This window comes from Paracidovorax sp. MALMAid1276 (genome assembly GCF_049198005.1).
Taxonomy (GTDB): Bacteria; Pseudomonadota; Gammaproteobacteria; order Burkholderiales; family Burkholderiaceae_C; genus Acidovorax.
Genome location: NZ_JBMIRS010000205.1, coordinates 1 through 23659, shown reverse-complemented (window position 1 = coordinate 23659; position 23659 = coordinate 1). Strand labels below are relative to the sequence as shown.

Here is a 23659-nt window from a genome sequence, read left to right as displayed (position 1 = left end):
CACTGCGCACCGCGCCTGGCATCCCATCCCGACCAGGCCGCTGCGCGACCCCTGGGAGATCGTAAACACGTTCTTAGCACCAGGGTGCCAGCGATGATAGACAAACCCGCTTCTCGTCCATGTCAGACACCTCCACCACTTCCGTCCCCAGCGCCGATCCCTCCGCCCCACCGCCGGCCGCGCCCGGCAAGCCCGCACGCACCCCCTGGCTGCAGACCCTGCGCGTCTACCTGGAGCCCGCCAGCCTGCGCATGCTCACCCTCGGCTTTGCGGCGGGCCTGCCGCTGCTGCTGGTGCTGGGCACGCTCTCGTTCCGGCTGCGCGAGGCGGGCATCGACCGCAGCACCATCGGGTATCTCAGCTGGGTGGGGCTGGCCTATGGCTTCAAGTGGGTGTGGGCGCCGCTGGTGGACCGCATGCCCATCCCGGGGCTGACGCGGGCACTGGGGCGGCGGCGCAGCTGGCTGCTGCTGGCGCAGCTGGTGATCGTGGCGGGCCTTGCGGGCATGGCCTTTGCCGACCCGCGCGAGGCGCTGGGCCCGATCGTGTGGTGCGCGCTGGCCGTGGCCTTCGGCTCGGCCACGCAGGACATCGCGCTGGACGCCTTCCGCATCGAATCGGCCGATGCCGACCACCAGGCGGCGCTGGCCGCGTCGTACCAGACCGGCTACCGGCTTGCGATGATCTGGGCCGGCGCCGGCGTGCTGTGGATTGCGGCGCGCGCCGAGGTGTCCCCGGCCCTGGGCGCGGCACTGGCGCAAGGTGCGGCCGCGTACCAGAACGGCGCCTGGCAGATGGCCTATCTGGTGATGGCGGCGTCGATGGCCGTGGGCATCGTCACCGTGCTGTTCTCGCGCGAACCCGCGCCGGTGCAGCTGCCGCCGGCCAAGAACGCGGCCGAATGGATCCAGGGCGCACTGGTGGCGCCGTTTGCCGACTTCCTGCGCCGCTACGGCTGGCACGCAGCGCTCATCCTCGCGCTCATCGCCGTCTACCGCATCAGCGATGTGGTGATGGGCATCATGGCCAACCCGTTCTATGTGGACATGGGCTTCACCAAGGACGAGGTGGCCGCCGTGACCAAGGTCTACGGCGTGGTCATGACGCTGGTGGGCGCGTTTGTGGGCGGCGTGCTGTCGATGCGTTTTGGCGTGATGCGCATCCTGATGCTGGGGGCCATCCTGAGCGCCGCCAGCAACCTGCTGTTTGCCTGGCTGGCCGGCCATGGGCACGACGTGACCGCGCTGATCGCCGTGGTGTCGGCCGACAACCTGGCCAGCGGCATCGCATCGGCCGCGTTCATCGCCTACCTGTCGAGCCTCACCAACGTGAGCTATTCGGCCACGCAGTACGCGCTGTTCAGCTCGATGATGCTGATGCTGCCGAAGTTTGTGGCGGGTTTCTCGGGCGGGTATGTGGACGCGTACGGCTATGCGCAGTTTTTCACCGCCACGGCCCTGCTGGGCGTGCCCGTGCTGGCCCTGGTGTGGCTGGCATCCAGAGTAAAAACACCGCCCAGCGCTTGATGCGCAACGATTTACAGCTATAAATTTTGCAGCACTCTACACCGCGGGCGGTGCATCGGTTTACCGCATCTTTACGAAGCCTTCAACGCGGGGAGACGCCCGCACGCGAGCATGGCCTGCCCGGCTTGCAGCCCCGCGCCGCGCGTCGGCCACGGGCCCCGGGGCTCCTTGCCAGCCCCCGCACCCCAGAACAGGTTCTCACTACACTGCCGCCCATGAGCTCCTCCCAACTGCTGATGATTGAAGACGATGCCCGCCTCGCGCAGATGGTGGGCGAGTACCTGGCCCAGTCGGGCCTGCAGGTCACCCACAGGGCGGACGGCAAGAGCGGGCTGGCAGAGCTGCAGGGCGAGGGCGCGGCCACGTCGCTGCCCGATCTGGTGATCCTGGACCTGATGTTGCCCGACATGGACGGCCTGGAGGTGTGCCGCCGCATCCGGTCGCTGCAGGGTGCGGCCGCGCAGGTGCCGGTGTTGATGCTCACGGCCAAGGGTGACCCCATGGACCGCATCATCGGCCTGGAGCTGGGCGCCGACGACTATTTGCCCAAGCCGTTCGAGCCGCGTGAGCTGCTCGCACGCATCCGCGCCATCCTGCGCCGCCGCACCGACGGCGCCAGCGCCGCCGCTGCCACGCAGGCGCTGCGCTTCGGCTCGCTGGAGATCGACCGCGACGCGCGCACCGTCACCGTGGGCGGGCAGCCGGCCGACCTCACCTCCTACCAGTTCGACCTGCTGGTGGCCCTGGCCGAGCGCGCGGGCCGCGTGCTCACGCGCGACCAGATCATGGAGGCCGTGCGCGGCCGCGAGCTGGAGGCGTTTGACCGCAGCATCGACGTGCACATGGGCCGCATCCGCGCGGCCATCGAGGCCGACCCCAAGAACCCCCGCCGCATCCTCACGGTGCGGGGCGTGGGCTATGTGTTCGCGAAGCAGCAGGACTGATCGCGTGCATCTCCCTGCGCGGCTGCGCCGCCTCCCCCTTCTCTCGCAGCGCTGTGCGCTGCGGGAGGGCGACCCGCCCGGGGCGATGTAGCTGCCATGTCCCTGACCAATCCTTTCTCCCGCCGTCTGTACCTGCGCATCTGGCTGGCCGTGGTGGGCGGCATGGCGGTGCTGACGCTGGCGGTGGGCTGGGCCTGGCGGTTTGCGGAAGAGCAGAAGGCGCAAAGCGCGCAGCCCTTTGTGCCGCCCTCGCGCGAGATGGTGCTGCGCGACCCGTCCGGCAACGTGCTGGTGCAGGGCCTGGGCACGCGCCAGCCTAGCGAGCCGGGCGAGGGCTCGGAATTTCGCATTGAAACCCCGAGCGGCCAGACCTTTGTGTTGCAGCTCGCGCCGCGGCCGCCCCGGGCCGAGCGGGGTGAACGCGGTGAACGCGGCGAGCGCGGCGGCCGCCCAGGGGGGGCCCACCAGGGCAGCGCCGCGTTCTGGACGCGCCCACCCTTCGGCTTTCTGTGGCTCTTGGGCATCGTGGGCGTGGCGGTGGCGCTGGGCGTGTACCCCATCATCCGGCGCCTGACGCTGCGGCTCGAAACCCTGCAGCGCAGCGTGCAGAAGTTCGGCGAGGGCGACCTGTCGGTGCGCGTGCCCGAACAGGGGCTGGACGAGGTGGCCGACCTGGCCCGCCAGTTCAACGCCGCCGCCGAGCGTGTGGAAAACCTCGTGCAGTCGCACAAGTCGTTGCTGGCCAACGCCTCGCACGAGCTGCGCTCGCCGCTCACCCGCATCCGCATGGGCCTGGAGCTGATGGGCGGCCAGCAGCCCTCGCCCGCCTTCCGTGCCGAGATCGAGCGCAACATCGCCGAACTGGACCAGCTGGTGGACGAGATCCTGCTGGCCAGCCGGCTGGACGCGCGCGAGGCCGATGTGGGCACGGTGGAGCGGGTGGACCTGGTGGGCCTGGCGGCGGAGGAATGCGCCCGCGTGGACGCCGACCTGGACGTGGGCGCCAGCCCCGATTCGCTGGAGGTGCACGGCGTGGCCAAGCTGCTGCGCCGGGCGTTGCGCAACCTGCTGGAGAACGCGCGCCGCTACAGCACCGGCGAGATCACCGTGGTGGTGCACCGCCGCCATGGGCGCGCCGAGGTCCAGGTCTGCGACCGGGGCCCGGGCGTGCCGCCCGGCCAGCGCGAGCGCATCTTCGAGCCCTTCTACCGCCTGCCCGGCGCCAGCGAGCGCGCGGGTGGCGTGGGCCTGGGCCTGGCGCTGGTGCGCTCCATTGCCGGGCGCCACCAGGGCACCGTGCATTGCCAGGACCGGCCCGATGGCGAGAGCGGGGCCTGTTTCGTGCTGACCCTGCCCCTGGCCGCAGCGCAAGCGTCCGGCCCGTCAGCGCCCCGCTGACGGGCGCTGCGCCAGCGGCCAGCGCCACGCCATGGCCGCATACAGCCCTGCCCCCAGCACGAGCGCCCCGGCGGCCACGGCCAGGCCATGCACAAACCCCTGCCCCTGCGTGGCCGCACGGTGCAGCATCCACGCCACCATGGGCGGGCCCGCGATCTGGCCGATGCCGTAGGCGGCGGTGAGCAGGCCCGGAAAGCTGTCGCCCGCCGCAGGCCACACGCGCCGCGCCTCTTGCAAGGCATAGAAGGTGATGGCCGTGAACGGCAAGCCCAGCAGCAGGCTGCCCAGCGCAAAGCCGAGCGGCCCCGGCCACACCAGGCTCAGCACGATGGCCCCGGCCTGCGCCGCATAGGCGCCCACCAGCAGCCAGCGCCGGTCCCAGGCGGCCGGGGTGCGGGTGGACAGCAGCGCGCCCAGCGCCACGCCCGCGCCAAACAGCGGCCAGAACAGGTCGGGCCAGGGCGAGCCGGCGGGCAGCGCAGCCCGCGCAATCACCGGCAAAAACGTGGCCGTGACGATGTACCCCAGCCCCGCCAGGCCATAGGCCAGGGTGAGCCCCGTGCGCGCCAACGGGCCGTGGCCCGCGTCTGCCGGGCCCGCTGCATGCACCGCGCCGGGCGGCGCGGGCAGCGCCAGCCCCTGCAGCACGGGCCAGATGCCCGCGCACAGGCCCACGCTGAGCAGCCCGAACACCGCCCAGCCCGCCGCCGCAGGCCAGCCCAGCGCCACCATGGCGCTGGCCGACAGGCCCGTGAGCACGATGCCCAGCCCCGGCCCGCAGAAGATCAGCCCGCCCAGGGCCGCCTGCCCCAGCGCCACCAGCCGCAGCATGCACCACACCGATATGTTGAGAAACACCAGCGCGCTGGCCACCCCCGCCGCAAACCGCAGGGTGGGCCAGGCGCCGGGCAGCGGCAGCGCCATGCCCAGGGTGAGCAGCACGGTGGCGCCCAGGCCCCAGCGTGCCAGCCGCGCCGCATGCCAGCGCTGCCGCGCCCGTGGCGCCACCCAGGGCAGGGCCATGCAGGCCAGCGCGCCGATCAGATACCCCAGGTAGTTGGCCGTGGCCAGCCAGCTGCCGCCCGCCAGGGTGACCACGCCGTCGTGCAGCATCATGGGCAACAGAGGGGTGAAGGCAAACCGGCCGATGCCCATGGCCACCGCCAGCGCGGCCATGCCAGCCAGTGCCACGGCCAGGGGGCGCTCGGGCAGCGGCGCCAGGGCCTGGGCTTCCGGGGTGGGGGTTTCCGGCATATGATTCTGTTTTGAGATCTATTTAAAACAAATCATCTCATAAAGAGAACCATCATGGACCTGGCCGCCCTGGAGATCTTCTACGCCGTGGCGCGCGAAGGCAGCGTGACCCGCGCCGCCGAGCAGCTGGGCCGCGTGCAGTCGAACGTGACCACGCGGGTGCAGCAGCTGGAGGAGCAGCTGGGCGCCACGCTGTTCTTGCGCGAGGGCCGGCGCATGGTGCTGACGCCGGCGGGTGAGTCGCTGCGCGGCTATGCCGAGCGGCTTCTGGCGCTGGCGGAGGAGGCGCGCCAGTCGGTGCACCCCGGCGTGCCCGGCGGGCGGCTGCGCCTGGGCGCCATGGAAAGCACGGCCGCCGCGCGCCTGCCCCAGCCGCTGGCGCGGCTGCATGCACAGTGGCCGGCGCTGGTGCTGGAGCTGTCCACCGCGCCGTCGCGCCAGCTCGTGGAGCAGGTGCTGGCCCACCAGACCGACTGCGCGCTGGTGGCCTGGCCGCCGCCGGGCATCGACACCGCCGAAGCGCCGGTGGACACCACCCCGGTGTTTGCCGAAACCCTGCTGCTGGCCCTGCCCGCCAACCACCCGCCCGTGCGCACGCCGGCGGACCTGCAGCTGGATACGCTGGCCGCGTTCGGCACCGGCTGCACCTATCGCCGCCTGGGCGAAGCCTATCTGCAGCAACAAAGCGGCAACCCGCCGCGCGTGCTGGAGCTGGCCTCGTACCACGCCATCCTGGCCTGTGTGGCCGCCGGGCGCTGCGCGGGCGTGGTGCCGCAGGCCGTGGTCGACCTGATGCGCGAGCCCCCGGCCTTGCAGTGGGTGCCGCTGGCGCAGTGCGACACGGTGCTGGTGCGCCGGCGCGGCTACCAGTCGCCCGCGCTGGATGCGCTGCTGGCCACCTTGCTGGACACGCGCCGCGCCGGGGCCGGACACGCGCCTGCCTCAGCTTCCATCGCCTGATTGGTTTCCTTCTTTTTTTTTCACTGCCTGCCGCCCGGAGTCGCCCATGCCATCGTCCCCCACCCCGCTCACCACCCGCCTGGGCCTTGTGCTGCCCCTCATCCAGGGGCCCATGACGGGCTCCGACACCCCGGCGCTGGCCGCCGCCGTGTCGGCCGCCGGGGGGCTGGGCATGCTGGGCTGCGGCATGCGCTCGCCCGCCGCCATGGCCGAAGCCGCCGCCGACGTGCGCCGCCGCACCGACCGGCCTTTCGGCATGAACCTGTTCGTGCAGGCCACGCCCGTGCCCGACGAGGCCACGGTGCAGGCCGCGCTGCAGCGCCTGGCGCCGTTCTATGCCGAATTCGGCCTGGTGCCGCAGCGGCCGGCGCAGTGGTGCGAAGACTTCGCCGCGCAGTTCGAGGCCCTGGTGGCCGCGCGCCCGGCCGTGGCCAGCTTCACCTTCGGCATCCTCACGGCGGCGCAGGTGGCGCGCCTGCAGGCGGTGGGCAGCTGTGTCATCGGCACCGCGACCACCGTGGCCGAGGCCCGCGCCTGGGTGGCCGTGGGGGCGGACGCGGTCTGCGCGTCCGGCATGGAAGCGGGGGGCCACCGGGGCACCTTTCTGTCGCCCGGCGACGATGCCGCGCCGCCGCCCGCCGGGCCGTCGGTGGACGACTTCGAGGCCAGCATGCTGGGCACGCTGACGCTGGTGCGCCAGTGCGTGGACGCGCTGCCGTCCACGCCCATCATCGCGGCCGGCGGCATCATGGACGGGCGCGGCATGGCGGGGGCGCAGGCCCTGGGCGCGCAGGCGGTGCAGATGGGCACGGCCTTTCTGACCTGCCCGGAATCGGCCATCGGCCCGGCCTACCGCGCCGCGCTGACCCAGGCCGGGCCCACCGACACACGCACCACGCGCGTCTTCTCGGGCCGGCCCGCGCGCGGCATCGTCAACCGCATGATGGAGGCGCTGAAGGCCGACGAGCGCAGCGTGCCGCCCTACCCGGTGCAGAACGCTCTCACCGGCGCGCTGCGCCGCGCATCGGCCGAAGCGGGGCGCGCAGACCACCTCTCGCTGTGGGCCGGCCAGGGCGTGGCGGGCGTGCGCCCCATGCCAGCGGCAGACTTGGTGGCCACGCTGGCGGCGGAGTGGCGCGCCGCCATGGCCGCGCTGCGGGCGCAGGCCGAATCGGCATAGACACTATAAATTTGATAGCTGTCAGCGCTTGATGGATAAGCGCTGAGGGCTATTTTTATTCAAATTTTCAGCGGCGCCGGGCCGGGGAATGGCGCGCAGGCGCCTGGCTTCGACAGGCTCAGCCCGAACGGACCGGAGGCATGCCTCACTGCCGCCAGGGCAGCTCGCGCGCCGGGCCCTGGATGACGGGCGCCTGGGCGTTGATCTGCTCGCCCGCCAGCACGCGCTCGTACATGCGCAGGTAGTTGCGCGCCATGCGCTCGGCGCCGAAGTGCTGCACCACGTGGTCGTGGCAGGCGCGGGCGTCAAACCGGTTGCCGCGCACGGCCTCGGCCAGCACGCCGGCCTCGGCCGACAGGGTGCCGCAGTGCAGCGGCACCAGCTCGGGCAGCGCGCCATAAGGCGTGGCAAACACCGGGCAGCCGAAATACAGGCTTTCGATGATGGCCAGGCCAAAGGGCTCGTGCCAGCGCACCGGGAAGATCAGCCCGCGCGAGGCGTTGAGCAGGCCGGTCTTGACCGTGCCGCCCACCATGCCGTGGAAGTGGATCTTGCGCGACAAGGTCCAGCGGAACCCGCGCTTGAAGTTGATGCGGTCGCCGCCCAGCACATCGAGCTCCACACCCGCCATCTTGGCCACCTTGATGGCGCCGCGCACGTTCTTCACGCCCCAGGCGGCCTTGCCCAGGAAGTGGTAGCGCGGGCGCGGCGCCTGGAAGTCCACCGGGCCGTAGCTGCTCCAGTCCAGGCCGTTGTAGACAAACTCGGTGGAGCCATAGCGCGCCGCGTGGTCGCGCGACAGGAACACCGTGTTGCGCGGCAGCGGCTTGGGCTTGCGCGCGTTGCCGTGCTCCGTCACCAGGTAGGGCTTGGCGAGCTCGGTGCGCGGGTTGAACTGGAAGTGGGTGACGTCCACACCGGCCGGGATCTGGCCGTCCCAGGGCTCATCCGGCCGGATGGGCAGCACCTGGCCGAAGTCGCAGGTGGAGCCCTCGGGCACCAGGTAGCTCACGCGGTGGCCCAGCTGCACCAGCGTCTTGCCCAGGTCCCAGATCACACGCTCGGTGCCGCCATAGCCGTAGACGGGGATGGGGGAGTTGTTGACCAGCAGGATGTGCATGGGGAATATCTCTCTCAGGAGTCTGTGGCGCTCAGCACCGCCCGCAGCGAGGGCTGCGTTCCCCGTTCCGACTTGCAGCGCAAGGCGAGAGAGGGGGAAGGCGCAAAGCGACTCAGGGGGTGCTTCATCTAAACCGGACGGGGACACCCGAGGCGCGCGCGGCGCTGGTGCAGCGCCGCCAGCACCAGCGGGCACATGAACAGGTAGAACATGTTGCCGCTGTTGTGGGCCAGGAAGACCTGCGTGAGCCCGAAGCCCATGTACGACAGGGGCAGCATCACCCCGACCAGGCACAGCGACAGCGATTCACGGTCCATGCGGCCCGCGCTGTCGCGGATGCGCTCCGCCCGGGGCCAGAACATCACCAGCGGGATGCCGTAGAACCCCAGCAGCAGCAGCACGCCGGGCAGGCCGCGCTTGACGAACAGGTCCAGCACCTCGTTGTGCGCATGGCTGAACTCGAGCACGATGGGATGCGCCTGGCCGGCGGCCACGCGGCGCTTCTTCTCGGCCTCGTAGCCTTCGCGGCCCCAGCCGGCCAGGGGCCGGTCCCAGCCCATGTCCCAGGCCAGGCGCCAGTGCGCCAGGCGGTGGCCCACCGAGTTGCGGCCCTCGCCATGGTCCTTGTAACCCTGCACCTCCTGGCGCGCCTCGTCCACCCGCTGCTCCACGGCCGGCAGCTGCGACATGAAGGCCGCCGCCACCGCCAGGCCGCACAGCCCCCAGTACACGCGCCGCTGCCCCGTGGTGTGCACCAGCAGCCAGGCGCACACGGGCACCAGCAGCACCAGCGCCAGCCAGCCGCCGCGCGACTGCGACAGCAGCGAGCCCGTGACGCCCAGCGCCACCGCAGCGGCCAGCAGCAGCCGCTGCCACGCCACCCAGCGCCGCCACTGCACCACCAGCAGCAGCCCGCTCATCACGGCCAGCAGCATGCTCAGGTTGCCGTACTGGATGGCGTTGGTATGGCCGTTGGCGCGCGGCAGGCCCAGCAGCTCCACCTGGTACAGGCCCACCAGCCCGCTGCCCACGGCACCCACGGCGATGCCCATCCACAGCCACGACGCGCGCGGCTCGAACACCATGAGATAGAAGATGCAGGGCAGCGCCAGCAGGTATTTGAGCGGCCGGTCCATGCTGCCCCAGCCCCAGGTGGGGCCGATGTCCAGCATCCACAGCGCGGCCATGCAGGCAAAGGCCGCCGTGAGCCACCAGGCCACGCGCGGCGCACTCTGGCGCGCCCACACCGGCGCGCTGGCCAGGGCCGCCAGCAGCAGCAGCACCGCGCCATACGAATACCCCGAGGGCAGCCACAGCGCGAGGCCCGGCACCAGGAACGCGCCGATGCTGGCACACCGGCGGAACGCTTTCATGCGCGCGCCCTCGGGCAGGGGTTGCGCGTTTTCCGGCTGCCGCTGCAACCCCATCAGCGCACCACCCGGCCGGTCAGGCCGTCCCGGTCATAGTGCAGTGCGGCGTAGCGAAAGAACCCCTCCAGCGCCACGAAGAAGCAGTACAGAAACCCGGCGCCGCCGCACAGAAAGCCCAGGCGAAAGACGTACAGCCGCACGAACATCGACGTGCCCGAGGCCAGGCCGCGCAGCACGCCGCCCTTTTTGCCGGTTTCGGCCCGCTTGGCCGCGCCCAGCATCACATACTGCGTGAGTTTTTCGAGGCTGCCGCGCACCGTGGTGCGCGAGTAGTGCAGCAGCCGCGCGCGCATCAGCCGGCGCGGCACGGGCGCGCCGCCGGGCTCGGGGTGCAGCTCGGCCTGCTCGTGCACCACGCCGGTGTACTGCGCCACCATGCTGCGCACGAACAGCCGCTCGATCTGCGACTGCGCGCGGAAGTATTTCAGCTCGTGCCCATAGGCCACCATGCGCCAGCGGATGGTCCACACCGCGCGCTCGCCCGAGCGCACGATGGCCTGCAGCTCCTGCGCAAAGGCGGGGGTCATGACCTCGTCGGCGTCGAGAAAGAAGATGTAGTCGCCCCGCGCATGGGCCAGCAGCCGGTTGCGCTGCACGGCAAAGCCCTGCCAGTCGGGGTGGCTGTGGACTTCCGCGCCCAGGCGCTGGGCGATGGCCACGGTGTCGTCGGTGCTGCCGCTGTCCACCACCAGCAGCTGGTCGGCAAAGGCGGCGCTCTTCAGGCAGGCTTCGATGCGGTGCGCCTCGTTGTGGGTCAGCACCGCGACGGTCAACGTGGGCGGCGCCGCTGCGCCGCCGGTGGCAACGGGCATCAAGCCGGCAACCGATCAGTGGCCGGCGTGGACGTGCTCGCCTGCCTTGAGGCGGTACACCGTGCCGCAATACGGGCACTTGGCCTCGCCCGTGCGGGCCACGTCCAGGTACACCTTGGGGTGGGTGTTCCACAGCTTCATGTCGGCCTTGGGGCTGGGGCAAAAGACGCCGCCCTGGGCGTTCAGATCCTTGGCCAGGAGTTCAACGGATGCTTGGGACATGTTCTTCAGACCTTGCTGAGCCAGTGGGCGTACTTTGGATTGCGGCCATTCACGATGTCGAAGAAGGCGCTCTGGATCTTTTCGGTGATCGGGCCGCGGCTGCCGCTGCCGAGTTCGATGCGGTCCAGCTCGCGGATGGGCGTGACTTCAGCGGCCGTGCCAGTGAAGAAGGCCTCGTCGGCGATGTAGACCTCGTCGCGGGTGATGCGCTTTTGCACGATGTCGAGGCCCAGGTCCTTGGCGATGTGGAACACCGTGTTGCGCGTGATGCCGTTCAGCGCACCGGCCGACAGGTCGGGCGTGTAGATCACGCCGTTCTTGATCACGAAGATGTTCTCGCCCGCGCCTTCGCTCACAAAACCCGAGCTGTCGAGCAGCAGGGCCTCGTCGTAGCCGTCGTCCAGCGCTTCCATGTTGGCCAGGATGGAGTTGGTGTAGTTGCTGACCGCCTTGGCCTGCGTCATGGTGATGTTGACGTGGTGGCGCGTGTAGCTGCTGGTCTTGACGCGGATGCCGCGCTTCATGCCTTCTTCGCCCAGGTAGGCGCCCCAGGCCCAGGCCGCCACCATCAGGTGGATCTGGTTGCCCTTGGGCGACACGCCCAGCTTTTGCGAGCCGATCCAGGTCAGTGGGCGCAGGTAGCCGGATTCGAGCTTGTTTTCGCGCACCACGGCCTTCTGGGCCTCGTTCACCTCTTCCTTGGTGAACGGGATCTTCATGCGCAGGATCTTGGCGCTGTTGAAGAGGCGGTCGGTGTGCTCCTCCAGCCGGAAGATGGCGGTGCCGTCGGCGGTCTTGTAGGCGCGCACGCCTTCGAACGCGCCGCAGCCGTAGTGCAGGGTGTGGGTCAACACGTGGATCTTGGCGTCGCGCCAGTCCACCATCTGGCCATCCATCCAGATCTTGCCGTCACGGTCGGCCATCGAGGGAACTACGGGGCTCATGGGGGTCCTTTGTTTGCTGTGGGTCGCAAAACCCGCGATTTTACGGGCCTGCGGGGGGCGAATCGGCGGGGGGCGCCCCGTCGGCCGCAGGCGCGGGCCGCACCAGCTCCCACTTGACGAGCTTGCCCTGGCGGAATTCGCAGGTCACCGAAGACTCCGTGCCGTCCTTCCAGCGGTACACCTCGGGGTCGGCGTTCGGCTCGGACAGCTGCTCGCCCAGCGACTGGGTCATGGCCACCACGTGCATGAGACTGACGCCTTGTTGCAGCCGCGCGTTGAGCATGACGGCGCTGCCCACATAGCCCATGGGCCGGTTCGCGGCCTTCTTCATCACGTTCATGAGCCGCGTGAAATGCAGCAGCCCCCACATGACCATGCCGCCCACCACGGCAGCCACGCCGGGCCAGCCGTAGGCGTTGAAACCAAAGACCACCAGGGCCACCAGCCCCAGGGGCACGAGGATATTGCGCAGATTCATGGGGGGTGATTGTCGTACGGCCTCATCGATCGGAGGCTGTGGGCATTGCGTAGAACCTGTCTACAGCCCTCGCACCACGTTCATCGCTTCCTCCACCCGCTCCACCGCGTGGAGGGTGAGCCCCTCGATGGGCTTTTTCGGCGCATTGGCCTTGGGCACCACGGCCACGCTGAAGCCCAGCTTGGCGGCTTCCTTCAGGCGCTCCTGCCCGCGCGGTGCGGGGCGCACCTCGCCGGCCAGGCCCACTTCGCCAAACGCGATGAAGCCCCGGGGCAGGGGCTTGCCCCGCAGGCTGGAGGTGATGGCCAGCATCACCGCCAGGTCGGCCGCGGGCTCGCTGATGCGCACGCCGCCCACGGCGTTCACAAACACGTCCTGGTCCATGCAGGCCACGCCGGCGTGGCGGTGCAGCACGGCCAGCAGCATGGCCAGGCGGTCCTTGTCCAGGCCCACGGACAGGCGCCGGGGGCTGGGGCCGCCGGTGTCCACCAGGGCCTGGATCTCCACCAGCATGGGGCGCGTGCCTTCCAGCGTCACCATCACGCAGCTGCCGGGCACGGGCTCGGCATGCTGGCTCAAAAAAATCGCGCTCGGGTTGCTCACGCCCTTGAGGCCCTTCTCCGTCATCGCAAACACACCGATCTCGTTCACGGCGCCAAAGCGGTTCTTGATGGCGCGCACCAGGCGGAACTGGCTGTGCGTGTCGCCCTCGAAATACAGCACTGTGTCCACCATGTGCTCCAGCACGCGCGGGCCGGCCAGCGCGCCCTCCTTGGTCACATGGCCCACCAGGATGACGGCGATGCCCGTGCCCTTGGCCATGCGCGTGAGGTGCGCCGCGCATTCGCGCACCTGGGCCACCGAGCCCGGCGCGCTGGTGAGCTGGTCGGAGTACGTGGTCTGGATGGAATCGATCACCACCACGGCGGGCTGGGTGGCCTCCACCGTCGCCAGAATCTTTTCGAGCTGGATCTCGGCCAGCAGCTGCACCTGGCTGCCTTCGATGCCCAGGCGCCGCGAACGCAGCGCCACCTGCGCCCCGCTCTCTTCGCCCGTCACGTACAGCGTGGGCAGGCCCGCCCGCTGCAGCGCGTCCATAGCCTGCAGCAGCAGGGTCGATTTGCCGATGCCCGGGTCGCCCCCGATCAGCACCACGCCGCCTTCCACGATGCCGCCGCCCAGCACGCGGTCCAGCTCGTCGATGCCGCTCGGGGTGCGGGCCACGTCCTGCGCGTCGATGGCGGCCAGCGGCATCACGGGCTGCGCGTGGGCCAGCCCCGCGTAGCCCTGGGGCGCGCTCAGGCGGTTCTTGCCTGGGCCGGCCTCGGCCACCGTCTCGACCAGCGTGTTCCAGGCGCCGCAGGCCGGGCACTTGCCCAACCAGCGCGGGCTGGTGCCGCCGCATTCGCTGCAGGTGAAAAGGGTTTTGTCTTTGGCCATGAGGAGCAGGGGATTCGGTGGGTACGGGCGCGCGGGTTGCCGACTATAGCGGCGCGGTCGCTGCGCCCTGCCCCGGTCATCGGCAAGAATGCACGCCATGCACACACCCACCAATACCTTCAAGCAGGCCCTGGCCCGGGGCGAGGCGCAGATCGGCCTGTGGCTGGGCCTGGCCGACGCCTACAGCGCGGAAATCCTCGCGGGCACGGGCTACGACTGGCTGCTGGTCGACGGGGAACACGCGCCCAACGACCTGCGCTCCATCCTGCACCAGCTGCAGGCGATTGCCAGCGCGTCCGGCGCGCTGCCGCCGGGGGCCCGCGCGCCCCACGCCATTGCGCGGGTGCCGGTGGGCGACACCGCCCTCATCAAGCAGTATCTCGACATCGGCGCGCAAACCCTGCTGGTGCCCATGGTGGACACGCCCGAGCAGGCGCAGCAGCTGGTGCGCGCCACACGCTACGCACCCGAGGGCGTGCGCGGCATGGGCAGTGCGCTGGCCCGCTCGTCGCGCTGGCAGGCCTATCCGCAGTATGTGCACGAGGCCAACCAGCAGGTCTGCCTGCTGGTGCAGGCGGAGACGGTGCAGGCCCTGGGCCACCTTGACGCCATTGCCGCCACGCCCGGCGTGGAGGGCGTGTTCATCGGCCCGGCCGACCTGTCGGCGTCGATGGGCTACCCGGGCAACCCGGGCCACCCCGAGGTGCAGGCCGCCATCCACGATGGCATCACGCGCATCCGCCGCGCGGGCAAGGCACCCGGCATCCTGGCCACCACCGAATCGCAGGCGCGCCAGTGGCTGGCGGCCGGCGCGCTGTTTGTGGCCGTGGGGGTGGACACCATGCTGCTGACCAGCGCCGCGCAGGCGCTGCTGGCGCGGTTTCGCTCCGGTGCGGACGCTGCAGCGGCACCACGGCCCGCAGGCTACTGAATACCAGACAGCAAATGGCCCGCACCGCCCGCCACCCGTTCACGCTGAGCCTGTCGAAGCGCGGCGCAGGGCTTCGACAGGCTCAGCCCGAACGGGCGGGGGATGGCAGCGGTTTCGCCCAGCAGCGATCGCGCTGGCGGCGTGCCCGCCGCCAACCTCTCTTCACACCTATGAACACAACCAAGGACCAATACCTATGAAAGCATGTATCTACGGCGCCGGCGCCATCGGAGGCTGGCTGGGCGTGGCCCTGGCCCACGCAGGCGGCGATGTCAGCCTGGTCGCGCGTGGCGCCACGCTGGCCGCGCTGCAGGCCGAGGGCCTGCGCCTGCGGCGCCCCGACGGCACGGTGGCCCAGGTGGCCGTGAAGGCGGCGGCCGATCCGGCGGCCCTGGGCGTGCAAGACCTGGTGGTGGTCGCGGTGAAGGCCCCCGGCCTGCCCGACGTAGCGCGCGCCATGGCGCCGCTGATCGGGCCGGGCACCCTCGTGCTCACCGCCATGAACGGCGTGCCCTGGTGGTTTCTGGACGGCTTTGGCGGCCCCGCCCAAGGCCGCGCACTGGCCTCGGTCGACCCGGGTGGCGTGATCGCCCGCGCCATCCCCGCGCACCAGGTGGTCGGCAGCGTGGTGCACACCAGCTGCGCGCTGGAGGCGCCGGGCTTCGTGAAGCAGAACTTCGGCAACCGCCTGATCGTGGGCGAGCCGGACGGCAGCCACAGCGACCGGCTCCAGCACCTCGCGCAGTGCCTGCAGCTCGGCGGCATCGAGGTCGAGGTCTCGGCCTGCATCCAGAAGGACATCTGGTTCAAGCTGTGGGGCAACATGACGATCAACCCCATCAGCGCGCTCACGGGGGCCACCACCGACCGCATCCTGGACGACGACCTGGTGCGCGGCTTTGTCAGCGCCGTGATGCTGGAGGCCAAGGCCATTGGCGAGAAGATCGGCCTGCCCATCGAGCAGCAACCCGAGGACCGCCATGCCGTCACGCGCAAGCTCGGTGCCTTCAAGACCTCGATGCTGCAGGACGTGGAGGCGAACAAGCCCATGGAGATCGACGCCCTGGTGGGCGCCGTGCGCGAGCTGGGCCAGTTCACCGGCACGCCCACGCCGCACACCGATGCGCTCCTGGGCCTGGTGCGGCTGATGGCCCAGACGCGCGGGCTCTATTGAAGGCGTGGCCCTGGACCGCCGGGGTGCGCCCGGCGAACCAGCGAAGCCGTATCCAGATATTGCATAAAAACCGCCTTCAGCGCTTATCCATAAAGCGCCGACAGCTCACTTTTCAATAGCATCTTTTCAATTGCCATGACCGACCTGACTCTCTACTACACCCCCGGCACCTGCGCGCAGGCCGTGCGCATCGCCCTGGAAGAAGCGGGCGCCCCCTACACCCTGGTGCGCGTGGACTTTGCCGCCGGCCAGCAGCGCACGCCCGAATATCTGGCCGTGAACCCCAAGGGCCGCGTGCCCGCGCTGGCCACGCCGCAGGGCACGCTGACCGAAACGCCCGCGCTGCTGGCCTATGTGGCGCAGTGCTTTCCCGAGGCGCGGCTGGCGCCCACCGACCCGCACGGCTTCGCGCGGCTGCAGGAATTCCACAGCTACCTCGCGTCCACCGTGCACATCGCCCACGCCCACCGCCCGCGCGCCAGCCGCTGGGCCGACGAGCCCGAGGCCCAGGCCGCCATGCAGCGCAAGGTGCCGCAGAACATGGCGGATTGCTTTGACTTCATCGAGAGCCAGTACCTCCGCGGCGGCCCCTGGGTGATGGGCGAGCAGTACACGGTGGCCGACGGCTACCTGTTCACCATCGGCACGTGGCTGCAGAGCGATGGCGTGGACATTGCCCGCTTCCCCCAGGTGCTGGCCCACGCGCAGCGCGTGCAACAGCGCCCGGCGGTGCAGCGCGCGCTGGCCTGACCGGGGCGGCACGCCGCCGGTTTCTCTGGTTCAGTAAGACTAGGCGCCCCAGGCCATCACCGCCGCCAGCACCAGCATGGTGGTGGCGGTGACGGCATCCAGCACGCGCCAGGCACCGGGCGTGGCGAACAGCGGCGCGAGCTTGCGCGCACCAAAGCCCAGGCCCAGGAACCACAGCGCACTGGCCAGCGCGCCGCCCCCCGCAAACAGCGCGCGGCCCCAGGCCGGGTACGGCGTGGCCATGGTGCCCAACAGCACCACGGTGTCCAGGTACACATGCGGGTTGAGCCAGGTGAGTGCCACCACGGTGGCCAGCGTGGCCCGCAGGCTGGCGCCCGGGCCGCCAGCGGTCACCAGCAGCTGGCCGGGGCGCAGGGCGCGCGCAGCCGTCTGCACCGCATAGGCCAGCAGGAACAGCGCGCCCGCCCAGCGCATGGCCTGCGCCCATTCGGGCCGCGCCAGCAGCACCCCGCCCATGCCCCACACGCCCACCTGCAGCAGCAGCGCGTCCGACAGCGCGCACACCAGCACCACGGGCAGCACATGCTCGCGGCGCAGGCCCTGGCGCAGCACGAAGGCGTTCTGCGCGCCGATGGCCATGATGAGCATGGCGGTGGAGGTGAAGCCGTGAATGAATGCCGTGGAGACCATGGAGGCGGATTGTGGGCACGGCGCGCGGTTGCCGCCAGCTATACTTTTTAACGATCCGTCAGAATCGCTAACCACCCCAACCATGCAGCTCGACTCGGGCCAGCTCAACGCCTTTGCCACCGTGATCGACGAGGGCAGCTTCGAGCGCGCGGCCGCCGTGCTGCATGTCACGCGCTCGGCGGTGTCGCAGCGCATCAAGCTGCTGGAAGAGCGCGTGGGCCAGGTGCTGGTGCGCCGCGCCACGCCGTGCACGCCCACCGAGGCCGGGCAGGCGCTGTACCGCCATGCGCGCGAGGTGGCGCTGAGCGAGGCCGACGCGCTGGCCACCATCGGCGGCGGCGGCCCGCACCGCACCACGCGGCTGGCGATTGGGGTGAACGCCGATTCGCTGGCCACCTGGTTTCCCCACGCCATGGCGCGGGCCGCCGAAGGGCAGTCCGTCACCTTCGACATCCATGTGGAAGACCAGGACCATTCGGCCAACCTGCTGCGCGAAGGCCGCGTGATGGCCGCCGTGACGGCCGACCCGCAGCCCGTGCAGGGCTGCCAGGTGCTGCCCCTGGGCACGCTGCGCTACCGCGCGCTGGCGAGCCCCGCTTTCATGCAGCGGCACTTTGCGCAGGGGGTGAGCGCCGCCGCACTGGCGCTGGCGCCCATGCTGGTCTTCAACCGCAAAGATGCGCTGCAGGCGCGTTTTGCGGGCCGCATCACGCGGCGCAAGCTCGCGCCGCCCGTGCACTGGGTGCCCGAGGCGCACGCTTTTGTCGCCGCCACCCGCGCGGGCCTGGGCTGGGGCATGACGCCCGACCCGATGGTGGAGAACGACCTGAAAGCCGGCACGCTGGTGGAACTGATTGCGGGCAAGCCCGTGGATGTGCCGCTGTACTGGCAGTGCTGGCGGCTGAACGTGCAGGCGCTGCAGCACATGACCCAGGCGGTGCAGCAGGCGGCAGCGCTGACGCTGCTGCGCTGAGAGAAAGATCGCGCGCGCCGACTATGCGGCGCTGGCCAGGTCTTCGTGGTGATCGGCGGCGCCCCGCTTCCAGTAGGCGGAGATGCGCATGCGTTTTGCGTCCACACCCGGCTTGGCCAGCACGGCGCGGCGCACGGCGGCCATGTCGCTGTGCTCGCCTGCGGCCCAGACGAACCCCGCGCCGGGCGGCAGCGCAAGAGCTTCGACGGCGGCGGGGAGCGCGCGCACCCACTGCAGATCCACCTGCGCCGCGCTGGCCAGCACACGCTGGTCGGCGGGGTTGGCCACCTGGATGCGCACGGTGGCCACGGCGCTGCCGGGCAGCTCGGCCAGGCGGCGGGCGATGGCGGGCAGCGCAGTTTCGTCGCCCAGCAGCCAGTGCCAGTCAAAGCCCGTGGGCACGACCATGCTGCCGCGCGGCCCGGCAATGCCCACCCAGTCGCCCACGGCGGCGCGGGCCGCCCAGTCGGTGGCGGGGCCTGCGTCGTGCAGGGCCACTTCGATGTCCAGCTCGCCCGCTGCCGCATCAAAGCGCGCGGGCGTGTAGTCGCGCAGCACGGGGCGCGGGCCGTCATACACCGGGCGGCCGTCCTGCAGCGTGGGCAAGGTGGGGCGGTCCTGCCCGGGCGCAGGAAGGATGAGTTTGAGGTGGTCGTCAAACCCGGCGCTCACAAACCCTGCCAGCTCGGGGCCGGCCAGGGTGAGGCGCACAAAGCCGGGGCTGACCTGGGTGCGCCGCACCACCTGCAGGTGGCGGGCCTGCAGGGGATGGCGGACGCGTTCGATGGCGAGGGAGGGCATGGCGGAGGCGGGTAGCGGTGCGTTCATGATCTAAAATGTTGATTCAGTCAACCAAATCATGCGCCGATAAGTTGATTTTGTCAACCTGTTGGCGCGCCCACATTCCTTCACCATGCCGCCCCGCCAGCCCACGCCCGATGTCTTTGAAGCCATGCACGACCTGATGCATGCCTACCGCGCGCACATGGTGCGGGCCATGGCGGCCGTGCACCCGGACCTCACCCTCAATGAAGTGCGCGCGCTGAACTTTGTGGGCCGCCACCCGGGTGCCACGCAGAAGGAGCTGGTGACCCACAGCGGCGCCGACAAGGCGCAGGTGGCGCGCATGGTGGGCATGCTGCAGGACAAGGGCTGGCTGCAGAGCGCACCCAACGCCGAGGACAAGCGCAGCCGCTGCCTGGCCCTCAGCGACGAGGGCCAGGCGGTGTTCAAGGCACTGCGGGCGTCGCGCCAGGCGCTGTCGGCGTCGCTGCTGCAGAACTGCGATGGCGACACCCAGGCCCAGCTGCTGTCCCTGCTGGGCCGCCTGCGCGCCAACCTGGACGCGCTGGGCGAGCCTGGTCACTGCGGCCATCACCGCCCCCACCGCCACGCCACTGCGCAGCGGTGAGCCCCCTCAGCAGCGCGCCTGCGGCAGACCGAACAGCGGCCGCAGCCAGGCCACGCGCCGCACCCCGGCCGTCACGCCCCAGCACGCGGCCACCGTGCCCTGAAGTCGACGCTACCGCAGCGCGCTCACGGCCGGCGCGCGCGCGGGCTGACGCGGGTGGGCTCCCCAAAAATTCAAGACAAAACAGCCTTCAGCGCTTATCTGGCGTGCGCTGACAGCTATGATTTTTATAGTCACCACTCCACCACTCACCCACCCTGCAACACCCGCACCGCCTGCGGCAGCGACTGCACGCCGGGCAGGAAGTGGTCGATGCTGGCGCCCAGCAGCACGGCGCAGATCAGCGCGCCGAGCAGGGGCTTCCAGGTCAGGCGCACGGCGGCGGTGAGCCAGCCCTCGCGCTCCACCCCCACGGCGGCGCGCGCGGTGGCCACGGAGAAGGCCAGCTCCACCGCCACGGTCAGCAGCACGTCCCACCCGAAGAACAGCATGGCCAGCGAGCCCGCACCCAGCACCAGCGCCGCGCCGATGAGGAAGATGGCGACCACGGGCACCACCACCACCGCGCCGTCGTCGGCACTGCCCACGGCCTCGGCCGCGCCGCTGGCCAGATCGCCCAGGGCGCTGCCCGCGCCGTCCGCCACGCCCGCCCCAAAATCGCCCGAGGCGCCGCCCCCTCCAAAGTCGCCTCCGCCGCTGCGCGGCATGGGCACCCGCGCACCGCCGCCCGACGCAGTGCCGCCGGGCCCGGAAAAGTCCGGCACATCCAGGCTGCCGAAGTCGCTGTCGTCCGCGCGGTCCTTGCGCCGCACCAGCCGCGCGGCCCAGGCGCGCAGCACCAGCAGGTAGGCCAGGTATCCCACCGACAGCGTGACCAGGTAGCGCAGCGCGAGCGACTCCACCCCCAGCAGCATCTGCACGTGCGAGGTGCACCACATCAGCAGCAGGGTGAAGCTGCCGATCAGCAGGCCGTGCCAGCGCAGGCGATAGCGCTGCTGCAAACTGCGCGCCACGCTGCCGTGGCTGGGCATGCGCACCGCGCGCCAACTGGAACGCGCGGGCTTGCCGCGCTGGCGTGGGACCGAAGAAGCGGGTGAATCAGGACGAGGTGGGGGGGTGGCCATGGGAGACAGGCAGTGGGGTGTTTGCGGTGCCCGCCATTTCACCCCATTGGGGGCCGGACCGGCCGCGGCCATGGTGCGGTGCGGCCGGCCCGGTGTGACAAGGTGCGCAGTTCCGGCGTCTTCCTTCTCTGTTCTTCTATGGACTTGTTGCGTCGCGCGCGGCGCGGCTTGCTTCGTTAGCCCTCGCCGTCCACCGCCACGGGCACGCGCTGGGCCAGGGCCGTGAGCAGTTCCCAGCTCACGGTGCCCGCTGCGCTGGCCACCTCGTCCACGCCCAGCACGGCGCCGTTGCTGGCCTGGCCCCACAGCGTGACCTCGCTGCCAAAGCCCACGGGCACACCCGCTGCGATCAGCGGCGTGAGGTCCACCGTCAGCATGTCCATGCTGACCCGCCCCACCAGGCGCGTGCGGATGCCATTGACCAGCACGGGCGTGCCCGTGTCGCAGTGGCGCGGGTAGCCGTCGGCATAGCCGCAGGCCGCCACACCGATGGTGAGCGGGCCGTCGGCCGTGAAGCGCGAGCCATAGCCCACGGTGTCGCCGGCCTGCAGCTGCTGCGTGGCGATGAGGCGGGTGGCCAGCGTCATCGTGGGGCGCGTGCCCCAGCGCGCGGCGTCGTTCTCCGGGTAGTCGGGCGCGCTGCCATACAGCGCGATGCCCGCACGCACCCAGTCGGCCCGCACGCGCTCGTCGGCGGCGGCGTGGCGCAGGGTGGCGGCGCTGTTGCTCAGCGTGCGCTCGCCGGGCAGGTCCTGCGCGGCGGCGTTGAAGATGGCCATCTGGTGGGCCACGCCGCGCGGGCCATCGGCGTCGCTGAAGTGGGTCATGAACGAGATCTCGTCCACCTGCGGCAGCGCGTTGAGCCGCGCCCAGGCCGCGCGATAGCGCTCCGGGCGGAACCCCAGCCGGTTCATGCCCGAGTTCATCTTGAGGAACACGCGGTGCGGCACCTGCGTCTTGTGGGCGGCCAGCATGTCGATCTGCTCGTCGCAGTGAACGGCGTGCCACAGCCCCAGGCGCGAGCACAGCTCCAGGTCGCGCGCCTCAAACACGCCCTCCAGCAGCAGGATGGGGCCGCGCCAGCCCAGCTGGCGCACGCGCTCGGCCTCGGCCAGGTCCAGGAGCGCAAAACCGTCGGCGCCGCGCAGCCCCTCATAGGCCCGCTCGATGCCGTGCCCATAGGCGTTGGCCTTGACCACCGCCCACACCTTGGCATCCGGAACCGCCTGGCGCACGCGGGCCAGGTTGTGGTGCAGGGCGGCGGTGTGGATGGTGGCGTGGATGGGGCGTGGCATGGGCGGTTGTCGGTGAAATGGGGAGGAAATGACCAGCGGGAATACGCGAAGGATTCTGGCACTGTGACCGTTTATCCGCGTGATATAACCGCCTGTCCCTCGCTACGATTCCTCACATTTACCGGTCATCAGTCCTGCTGATGCGCCCCACAGCCATTCGATGAAGCGCGGTTTTTACACCATCATGTCGGCGCAGTTTTTCAGCTCGCTGGCCGACAATGCACTTTTCGTGACGGCGGTGGAACTGTTGCGCACCGGGGGCGCCCCCGAATGGCAGCGCGCTGCGCTGGTGCCCATGTTTGCGCTGTTCTATGTGGTGCTGGCCCCGTTCGTGGGGGCCTTCGCCGACGCGCTGCCCAAGGGCCGGGTCATGTTCATCAGCAACGCCATCAAGGTGGTGGGCTGCCTGATGATGCTGTTCGGCACGCACCCGCTGATCGCCTACGCCGTGGTGGGCCTGGGCGCGGCAGCCTACTCGCCGGCCAAGTACGGCATCCTCACCGAGCTGCTGCCGGCCTCACAGCTGGTCAAGGCCAATGGCTGGATCGAGGGGCTGACCATCGCGTCCATCATCCTCGGCGTGCTGCTGGGCGGGCAGCTGGTGGGCGCCACCATATCGTCAGCCCTGCTGTCCATCGATCTTCCGCTGGTGGACACCGGCATCGACACGGCGCCGCAGGCAGCCATTGCCGCGCTCATCGTGGTCTACGTCATCGCGGCCTGGTTCAACACCCGCATCCCGCACACCGGGGTGGAGATGCGGCCCATGCGCCACGACGCGTCGCGCAGCGTGCTGGCCAATTCACTGGCCCTGGTGCCCGACTTCTGGGTGTGCAACCGCCGCCTGTGGAACGACCGCCTGGGCCAGATCTCGCTGTCCACCACCACGCTGTTCTGGGGCGTATCGGGCAACCTGCGCTACATCGTGCTGGCCTGGGCCGCGGCCGCGCTGAGCTACAGCACCACGCAGGCCTCGGCGCTGGTGGGGGTGGTGGCCATCGGCACCGCCGTGGGGGCGGTGGTGGCGTCCATGCGCATGCGCCTGGACATGGCCACGCGCGTGATGCCGCTGGGCATTGCGATGGGGCTGCTCGTCATCCTGATGAACTTCATCAGCAACGTGTGGGTGGCCGTGCCGTTCTTGATCCTGCTGGGCGGGCTGGGCGGCTTTCTGGTGGTGCCCATGAACGCGCTGCTGCAGCACCGGGGCCACAACCTCATGGGCGCGGGCCGCTCTATCGCCGTGCAGAACTTCAATGAGCAGGCTTGCATCCTGGGGCTGGGCGCGTTCTACAGCCTGTCCACCAAGCTGGGCCTGTCGGCGTTTGGCGCCATCACGGCGTTTGGCGTGGTGGTGGCCGGCATCATGTGGGTCATCCAGCGCTGGCATGCCCACAACTGCGAGCACCACCGCGAAGAGGTGGAGCATCTGCTGAACATCGCGCGGCACGATACGCACCATTGAGAAGCCCCCTGAGCGGCTGCGCCGCTTTCCCCGGAGGGGGACGCACCCGGTGGCCTGGCAAAGCCAGCTCCACGTGTGCGCTGGCTTCAGGGAGCGCCAGTTTTTACCGGCGCGCCCTGGCGGCGTCGCCATGTAACTATATTTTTGATAGCTGTTTGCGCTTATCCATCAAGCGCT

The 23659-nt window shown here is 70.4% G+C and carries 23 protein-coding genes; 11 read left to right on the top strand and 12 right to left on the bottom strand.

Translation table 11 applies throughout. The annotated features are described in order from the left end of the window. Positions 1-119 precede the first annotated feature (119 nt). From ACOQFS_RS16705 to ACOQFS_RS16695, 3 genes are all read left to right on the top strand, one after another. A complete protein-coding gene (locus tag ACOQFS_RS16705; RefSeq protein ID WP_421563950.1) occupies positions 120-1526 on the top strand; it encodes an AmpG family muropeptide MFS transporter in 1407 nt (468 codons plus the stop codon). A 215-nt stretch (positions 1527-1741) separates the two neighbouring features. Further along, positions 1742-2470, top strand: coding sequence for a response regulator (locus ACOQFS_RS16700; protein WP_421563949.1), 729 nt, complete (start codon positions 1742-1744; stop codon positions 2468-2470). A gap of 96 nt (positions 2471-2566) precedes the next feature. Continuing rightward, complete coding sequence (locus ACOQFS_RS16695; RefSeq protein ID WP_421563948.1) at positions 2567-3868, top strand: HAMP domain-containing sensor histidine kinase; 1302 nt, start codon at positions 2567-2569, stop codon at positions 3866-3868. Here the strand turns inward: ACOQFS_RS16695 and ACOQFS_RS16690 are convergent. Beyond that, positions 3854-5122 carry a YbfB/YjiJ family MFS transporter gene (locus tag ACOQFS_RS16690; protein WP_421563947.1) on the bottom strand — a complete coding sequence of 423 codons (1269 nt, stop codon included), beginning with the start codon at positions 5120-5122 and terminating at the stop codon, positions 3854-3856. The genes ACOQFS_RS16695 and ACOQFS_RS16690 overlap by 15 nt on opposite strands. A gap of 54 nt (positions 5123-5176) precedes the next feature. Between ACOQFS_RS16690 and ACOQFS_RS16685 the strand changes: the two genes are divergently transcribed. Beyond that, the gene (locus tag ACOQFS_RS16685) at positions 5177-6082 is read left to right on the top strand and encodes a LysR family transcriptional regulator (protein ID WP_421563946.1); all 906 of its coding nucleotides are present in this window, start codon (positions 5177-5179) and stop codon (positions 6080-6082) included. Between the two features lie 46 nt (positions 6083-6128). After that, the gene (locus ACOQFS_RS16680; protein WP_421563945.1) at positions 6129-7262 is read left to right on the top strand and encodes an NAD(P)H-dependent flavin oxidoreductase; all 1134 of its coding nucleotides are present in this window, start codon (positions 6129-6131) and stop codon (positions 7260-7262) included. Between the two features lie 145 nt (positions 7263-7407). Here the strand turns inward: ACOQFS_RS16680 and ACOQFS_RS16675 are convergent, their stop codons facing one another. The 7 genes from ACOQFS_RS16675 to radA form a co-directional block, all read right to left on the bottom strand. Beyond that, positions 7408-8382, bottom strand: a complete 975-nt coding sequence (locus ACOQFS_RS16675; protein WP_421563944.1) for a glycosyltransferase — start codon at positions 8380-8382, stop codon at positions 7408-7410. A gap of 128 nt (positions 8383-8510) precedes the next feature. Continuing rightward, positions 8511-9755 carry an O-antigen ligase family protein gene (locus tag ACOQFS_RS16670; protein ID WP_421563943.1) on the bottom strand — a complete coding sequence of 415 codons (1245 nt, stop codon included), beginning with the start codon at positions 9753-9755 and terminating at the stop codon, positions 8511-8513. A gap of 53 nt (positions 9756-9808) precedes the next feature. Then, on the bottom strand, positions 9809-10624 hold the full coding sequence (locus tag ACOQFS_RS16665; protein WP_421563942.1) for a glycosyltransferase family 2 protein: 816 nt from the start codon (positions 10622-10624) through the stop codon (positions 9809-9811). Positions 10625-10639: 15 nt separating this feature from the next. Continuing rightward, a complete protein-coding gene (locus ACOQFS_RS16660) occupies positions 10640-10846 on the bottom strand; it encodes a zinc-finger domain-containing protein (protein ID WP_421563941.1) in 207 nt (68 codons plus the stop codon). A 5-nt stretch (positions 10847-10851) separates the two neighbouring features. Next, positions 10852-11790, bottom strand: coding sequence for a branched-chain amino acid transaminase (locus ACOQFS_RS16655; protein ID WP_421563940.1), 939 nt, complete (start codon positions 11788-11790; stop codon positions 10852-10854). 40 nt (positions 11791-11830) lie between these two features. Further along, complete coding sequence (locus ACOQFS_RS16650) at positions 11831-12268, bottom strand: glycerate kinase (protein ID WP_421563939.1); 438 nt, start codon at positions 12266-12268, stop codon at positions 11831-11833. Positions 12269-12328: 60 nt separating this feature from the next. Next, complete coding sequence (radA, locus tag ACOQFS_RS16645) at positions 12329-13708, bottom strand: DNA repair protein RadA (protein WP_421563938.1); 1380 nt, start codon at positions 13706-13708, stop codon at positions 12329-12331. A 97-nt stretch (positions 13709-13805) separates the two neighbouring features. Between radA and ACOQFS_RS16640 the strand changes: the two genes are divergently transcribed. The 3 genes from ACOQFS_RS16640 to ACOQFS_RS16630 all read left to right on the top strand — a co-directional run bounded on the left by ACOQFS_RS16640 (position 13806) and on the right by ACOQFS_RS16630 (position 16563). Next, a complete protein-coding gene (locus ACOQFS_RS16640; protein WP_421563937.1) occupies positions 13806-14639 on the top strand; it encodes an aldolase/citrate lyase family protein in 834 nt (277 codons plus the stop codon). Between the two features lie 196 nt (positions 14640-14835). Beyond that, entirely contained in the window at positions 14836-15813 is a 978-nt protein-coding gene (locus ACOQFS_RS16635; protein ID WP_421563936.1) for a 2-dehydropantoate 2-reductase, read from the top strand. A gap of 135 nt (positions 15814-15948) precedes the next feature. Then, positions 15949-16563 (top strand): glutathione S-transferase family protein, encoded by a 615-nt coding sequence (locus tag ACOQFS_RS16630; RefSeq protein WP_421563935.1) that lies wholly within the window; start codon positions 15949-15951, stop codon positions 16561-16563. A gap of 39 nt (positions 16564-16602) precedes the next feature. Here ACOQFS_RS16630 and ACOQFS_RS16625 read toward each other — a convergent pair whose 3' ends face one another. Continuing rightward, a complete protein-coding gene (locus ACOQFS_RS16625) occupies positions 16603-17214 on the bottom strand; it encodes a LysE/ArgO family amino acid transporter (RefSeq protein WP_421563934.1) in 612 nt (203 codons plus the stop codon). 82 nt (positions 17215-17296) lie between these two features. Between ACOQFS_RS16625 and ACOQFS_RS16620 the strand changes: the two genes are divergently transcribed. Next, positions 17297-18187 carry a LysR family transcriptional regulator ArgP gene (locus tag ACOQFS_RS16620; RefSeq protein ID WP_421563933.1) on the top strand — a complete coding sequence of 297 codons (891 nt, stop codon included), beginning with the start codon at positions 17297-17299 and terminating at the stop codon, positions 18185-18187. Positions 18188-18208: 21 nt separating this feature from the next. Here the strand turns inward: ACOQFS_RS16620 and ACOQFS_RS16615 are convergent, their stop codons facing one another. Continuing rightward, the gene (locus tag ACOQFS_RS16615; protein WP_421563932.1) at positions 18209-19015 is read right to left on the bottom strand and encodes a siderophore-interacting protein; all 807 of its coding nucleotides are present in this window, start codon (positions 19013-19015) and stop codon (positions 18209-18211) included. 85 nt (positions 19016-19100) lie between these two features. Here ACOQFS_RS16615 and ACOQFS_RS16610 point away from each other — a divergent pair, with 85 nt between their 5' ends. After that, positions 19101-19598, top strand: coding sequence for a MarR family winged helix-turn-helix transcriptional regulator (locus ACOQFS_RS16610; protein ID WP_421563931.1), 498 nt, complete (start codon positions 19101-19103; stop codon positions 19596-19598). 248 nt (positions 19599-19846) lie between these two features. On the opposite strand, the gene ACOQFS_RS16605 is transcribed toward ACOQFS_RS16610, so the two are convergent. Further along, complete coding sequence (locus ACOQFS_RS16605; RefSeq protein ID WP_421563930.1) at positions 19847-20722, bottom strand: hypothetical protein; 876 nt, start codon at positions 20720-20722, stop codon at positions 19847-19849. 176 nt (positions 20723-20898) lie between these two features. Continuing rightward, positions 20899-22017: an alanine racemase gene (gene alr, locus ACOQFS_RS16600; protein ID WP_421563929.1), complete on the bottom strand. Its 1119-nt coding sequence runs from the start codon at positions 22015-22017 to the stop codon at positions 20899-20901. Positions 22018-22177: 160 nt separating this feature from the next. Here alr and lplT point away from each other — a divergent pair, with 160 nt between their 5' ends. Continuing rightward, entirely contained in the window at positions 22178-23482 is a 1305-nt protein-coding gene (gene lplT / locus ACOQFS_RS16595) for a lysophospholipid transporter LplT (protein ID WP_421563928.1), read from the top strand. Positions 23483-23659: the final 177 nt, after the last annotated feature.

Bases quoted from the DNA above. Each gene is read 5' to 3' on its own strand.
- ACOQFS_RS16705 (WP_421563950.1), top strand. From the start codon at position 120: ATGTCAGACACCTCCACCACTTCCGTCCCCAGCGCCGATCCCTCCGCC.
- ACOQFS_RS16700 (WP_421563949.1), top strand. From the start codon at position 1,742: ATGAGCTCCTCCCAACTGCTGATGATTGAAGACGATGCCCGCCTCGCG.
- ACOQFS_RS16695 (WP_421563948.1), top strand. From the start codon at position 2,567: ATGTCCCTGACCAATCCTTTCTCCCGCCGTCTGTACCTGCGCATCTGG.
- ACOQFS_RS16690 (WP_421563947.1), bottom strand. From the start codon at position 5,122: ATGCCGGAAACCCCCACCCCGGAAGCCCAGGCCCTGGCGCCGCTGCCC.
- ACOQFS_RS16685 (WP_421563946.1), top strand. From the start codon at position 5,177: ATGGACCTGGCCGCCCTGGAGATCTTCTACGCCGTGGCGCGCGAAGGC.
- ACOQFS_RS16680 (WP_421563945.1), top strand. From the start codon at position 6,129: ATGCCATCGTCCCCCACCCCGCTCACCACCCGCCTGGGCCTTGTGCTG.
- ACOQFS_RS16675 (WP_421563944.1), bottom strand. From the start codon at position 8,382: ATGCACATCCTGCTGGTCAACAACTCCCCCATCCCCGTCTACGGCTAT.
- ACOQFS_RS16670 (WP_421563943.1), bottom strand. From the start codon at position 9,755: ATGAAAGCGTTCCGCCGGTGTGCCAGCATCGGCGCGTTCCTGGTGCCG.
- ACOQFS_RS16665 (WP_421563942.1), bottom strand. From the start codon at position 10,624: ATGCCCGTTGCCACCGGCGGCGCAGCGGCGCCGCCCACGTTGACCGTC.
- ACOQFS_RS16660 (WP_421563941.1), bottom strand. From the start codon at position 10,846: ATGTCCCAAGCATCCGTTGAACTCCTGGCCAAGGATCTGAACGCCCAG.
- ACOQFS_RS16655 (WP_421563940.1), bottom strand. From the start codon at position 11,790: ATGAGCCCCGTAGTTCCCTCGATGGCCGACCGTGACGGCAAGATCTGG.
- ACOQFS_RS16650 (WP_421563939.1), bottom strand. From the start codon at position 12,268: ATGAATCTGCGCAATATCCTCGTGCCCCTGGGGCTGGTGGCCCTGGTG.
- radA (WP_421563938.1), bottom strand. From the start codon at position 13,708: ATGGCCAAAGACAAAACCCTTTTCACCTGCAGCGAATGCGGCGGCACC.
- ACOQFS_RS16640 (WP_421563937.1), top strand. From the start codon at position 13,806: ATGCACACACCCACCAATACCTTCAAGCAGGCCCTGGCCCGGGGCGAG.
- ACOQFS_RS16635 (WP_421563936.1), top strand. From the start codon at position 14,836: ATGAAAGCATGTATCTACGGCGCCGGCGCCATCGGAGGCTGGCTGGGC.
- ACOQFS_RS16630 (WP_421563935.1), top strand. From the start codon at position 15,949: ATGACCGACCTGACTCTCTACTACACCCCCGGCACCTGCGCGCAGGCC.
- ACOQFS_RS16625 (WP_421563934.1), bottom strand. From the start codon at position 17,214: ATGGTCTCCACGGCATTCATTCACGGCTTCACCTCCACCGCCATGCTC.
- ACOQFS_RS16620 (WP_421563933.1), top strand. From the start codon at position 17,297: ATGCAGCTCGACTCGGGCCAGCTCAACGCCTTTGCCACCGTGATCGAC.
- ACOQFS_RS16615 (WP_421563932.1), bottom strand. From the start codon at position 19,015: ATGAACGCACCGCTACCCGCCTCCGCCATGCCCTCCCTCGCCATCGAA.
- ACOQFS_RS16610 (WP_421563931.1), top strand. From the start codon at position 19,101: ATGCCGCCCCGCCAGCCCACGCCCGATGTCTTTGAAGCCATGCACGAC.
- ACOQFS_RS16605 (WP_421563930.1), bottom strand. From the start codon at position 20,722: ATGGCCACCCCCCCACCTCGTCCTGATTCACCCGCTTCTTCGGTCCCA.
- alr (WP_421563929.1), bottom strand. From the start codon at position 22,017: ATGCCACGCCCCATCCACGCCACCATCCACACCGCCGCCCTGCACCAC.
- lplT (WP_421563928.1), top strand. From the start codon at position 22,178: ATGAAGCGCGGTTTTTACACCATCATGTCGGCGCAGTTTTTCAGCTCG.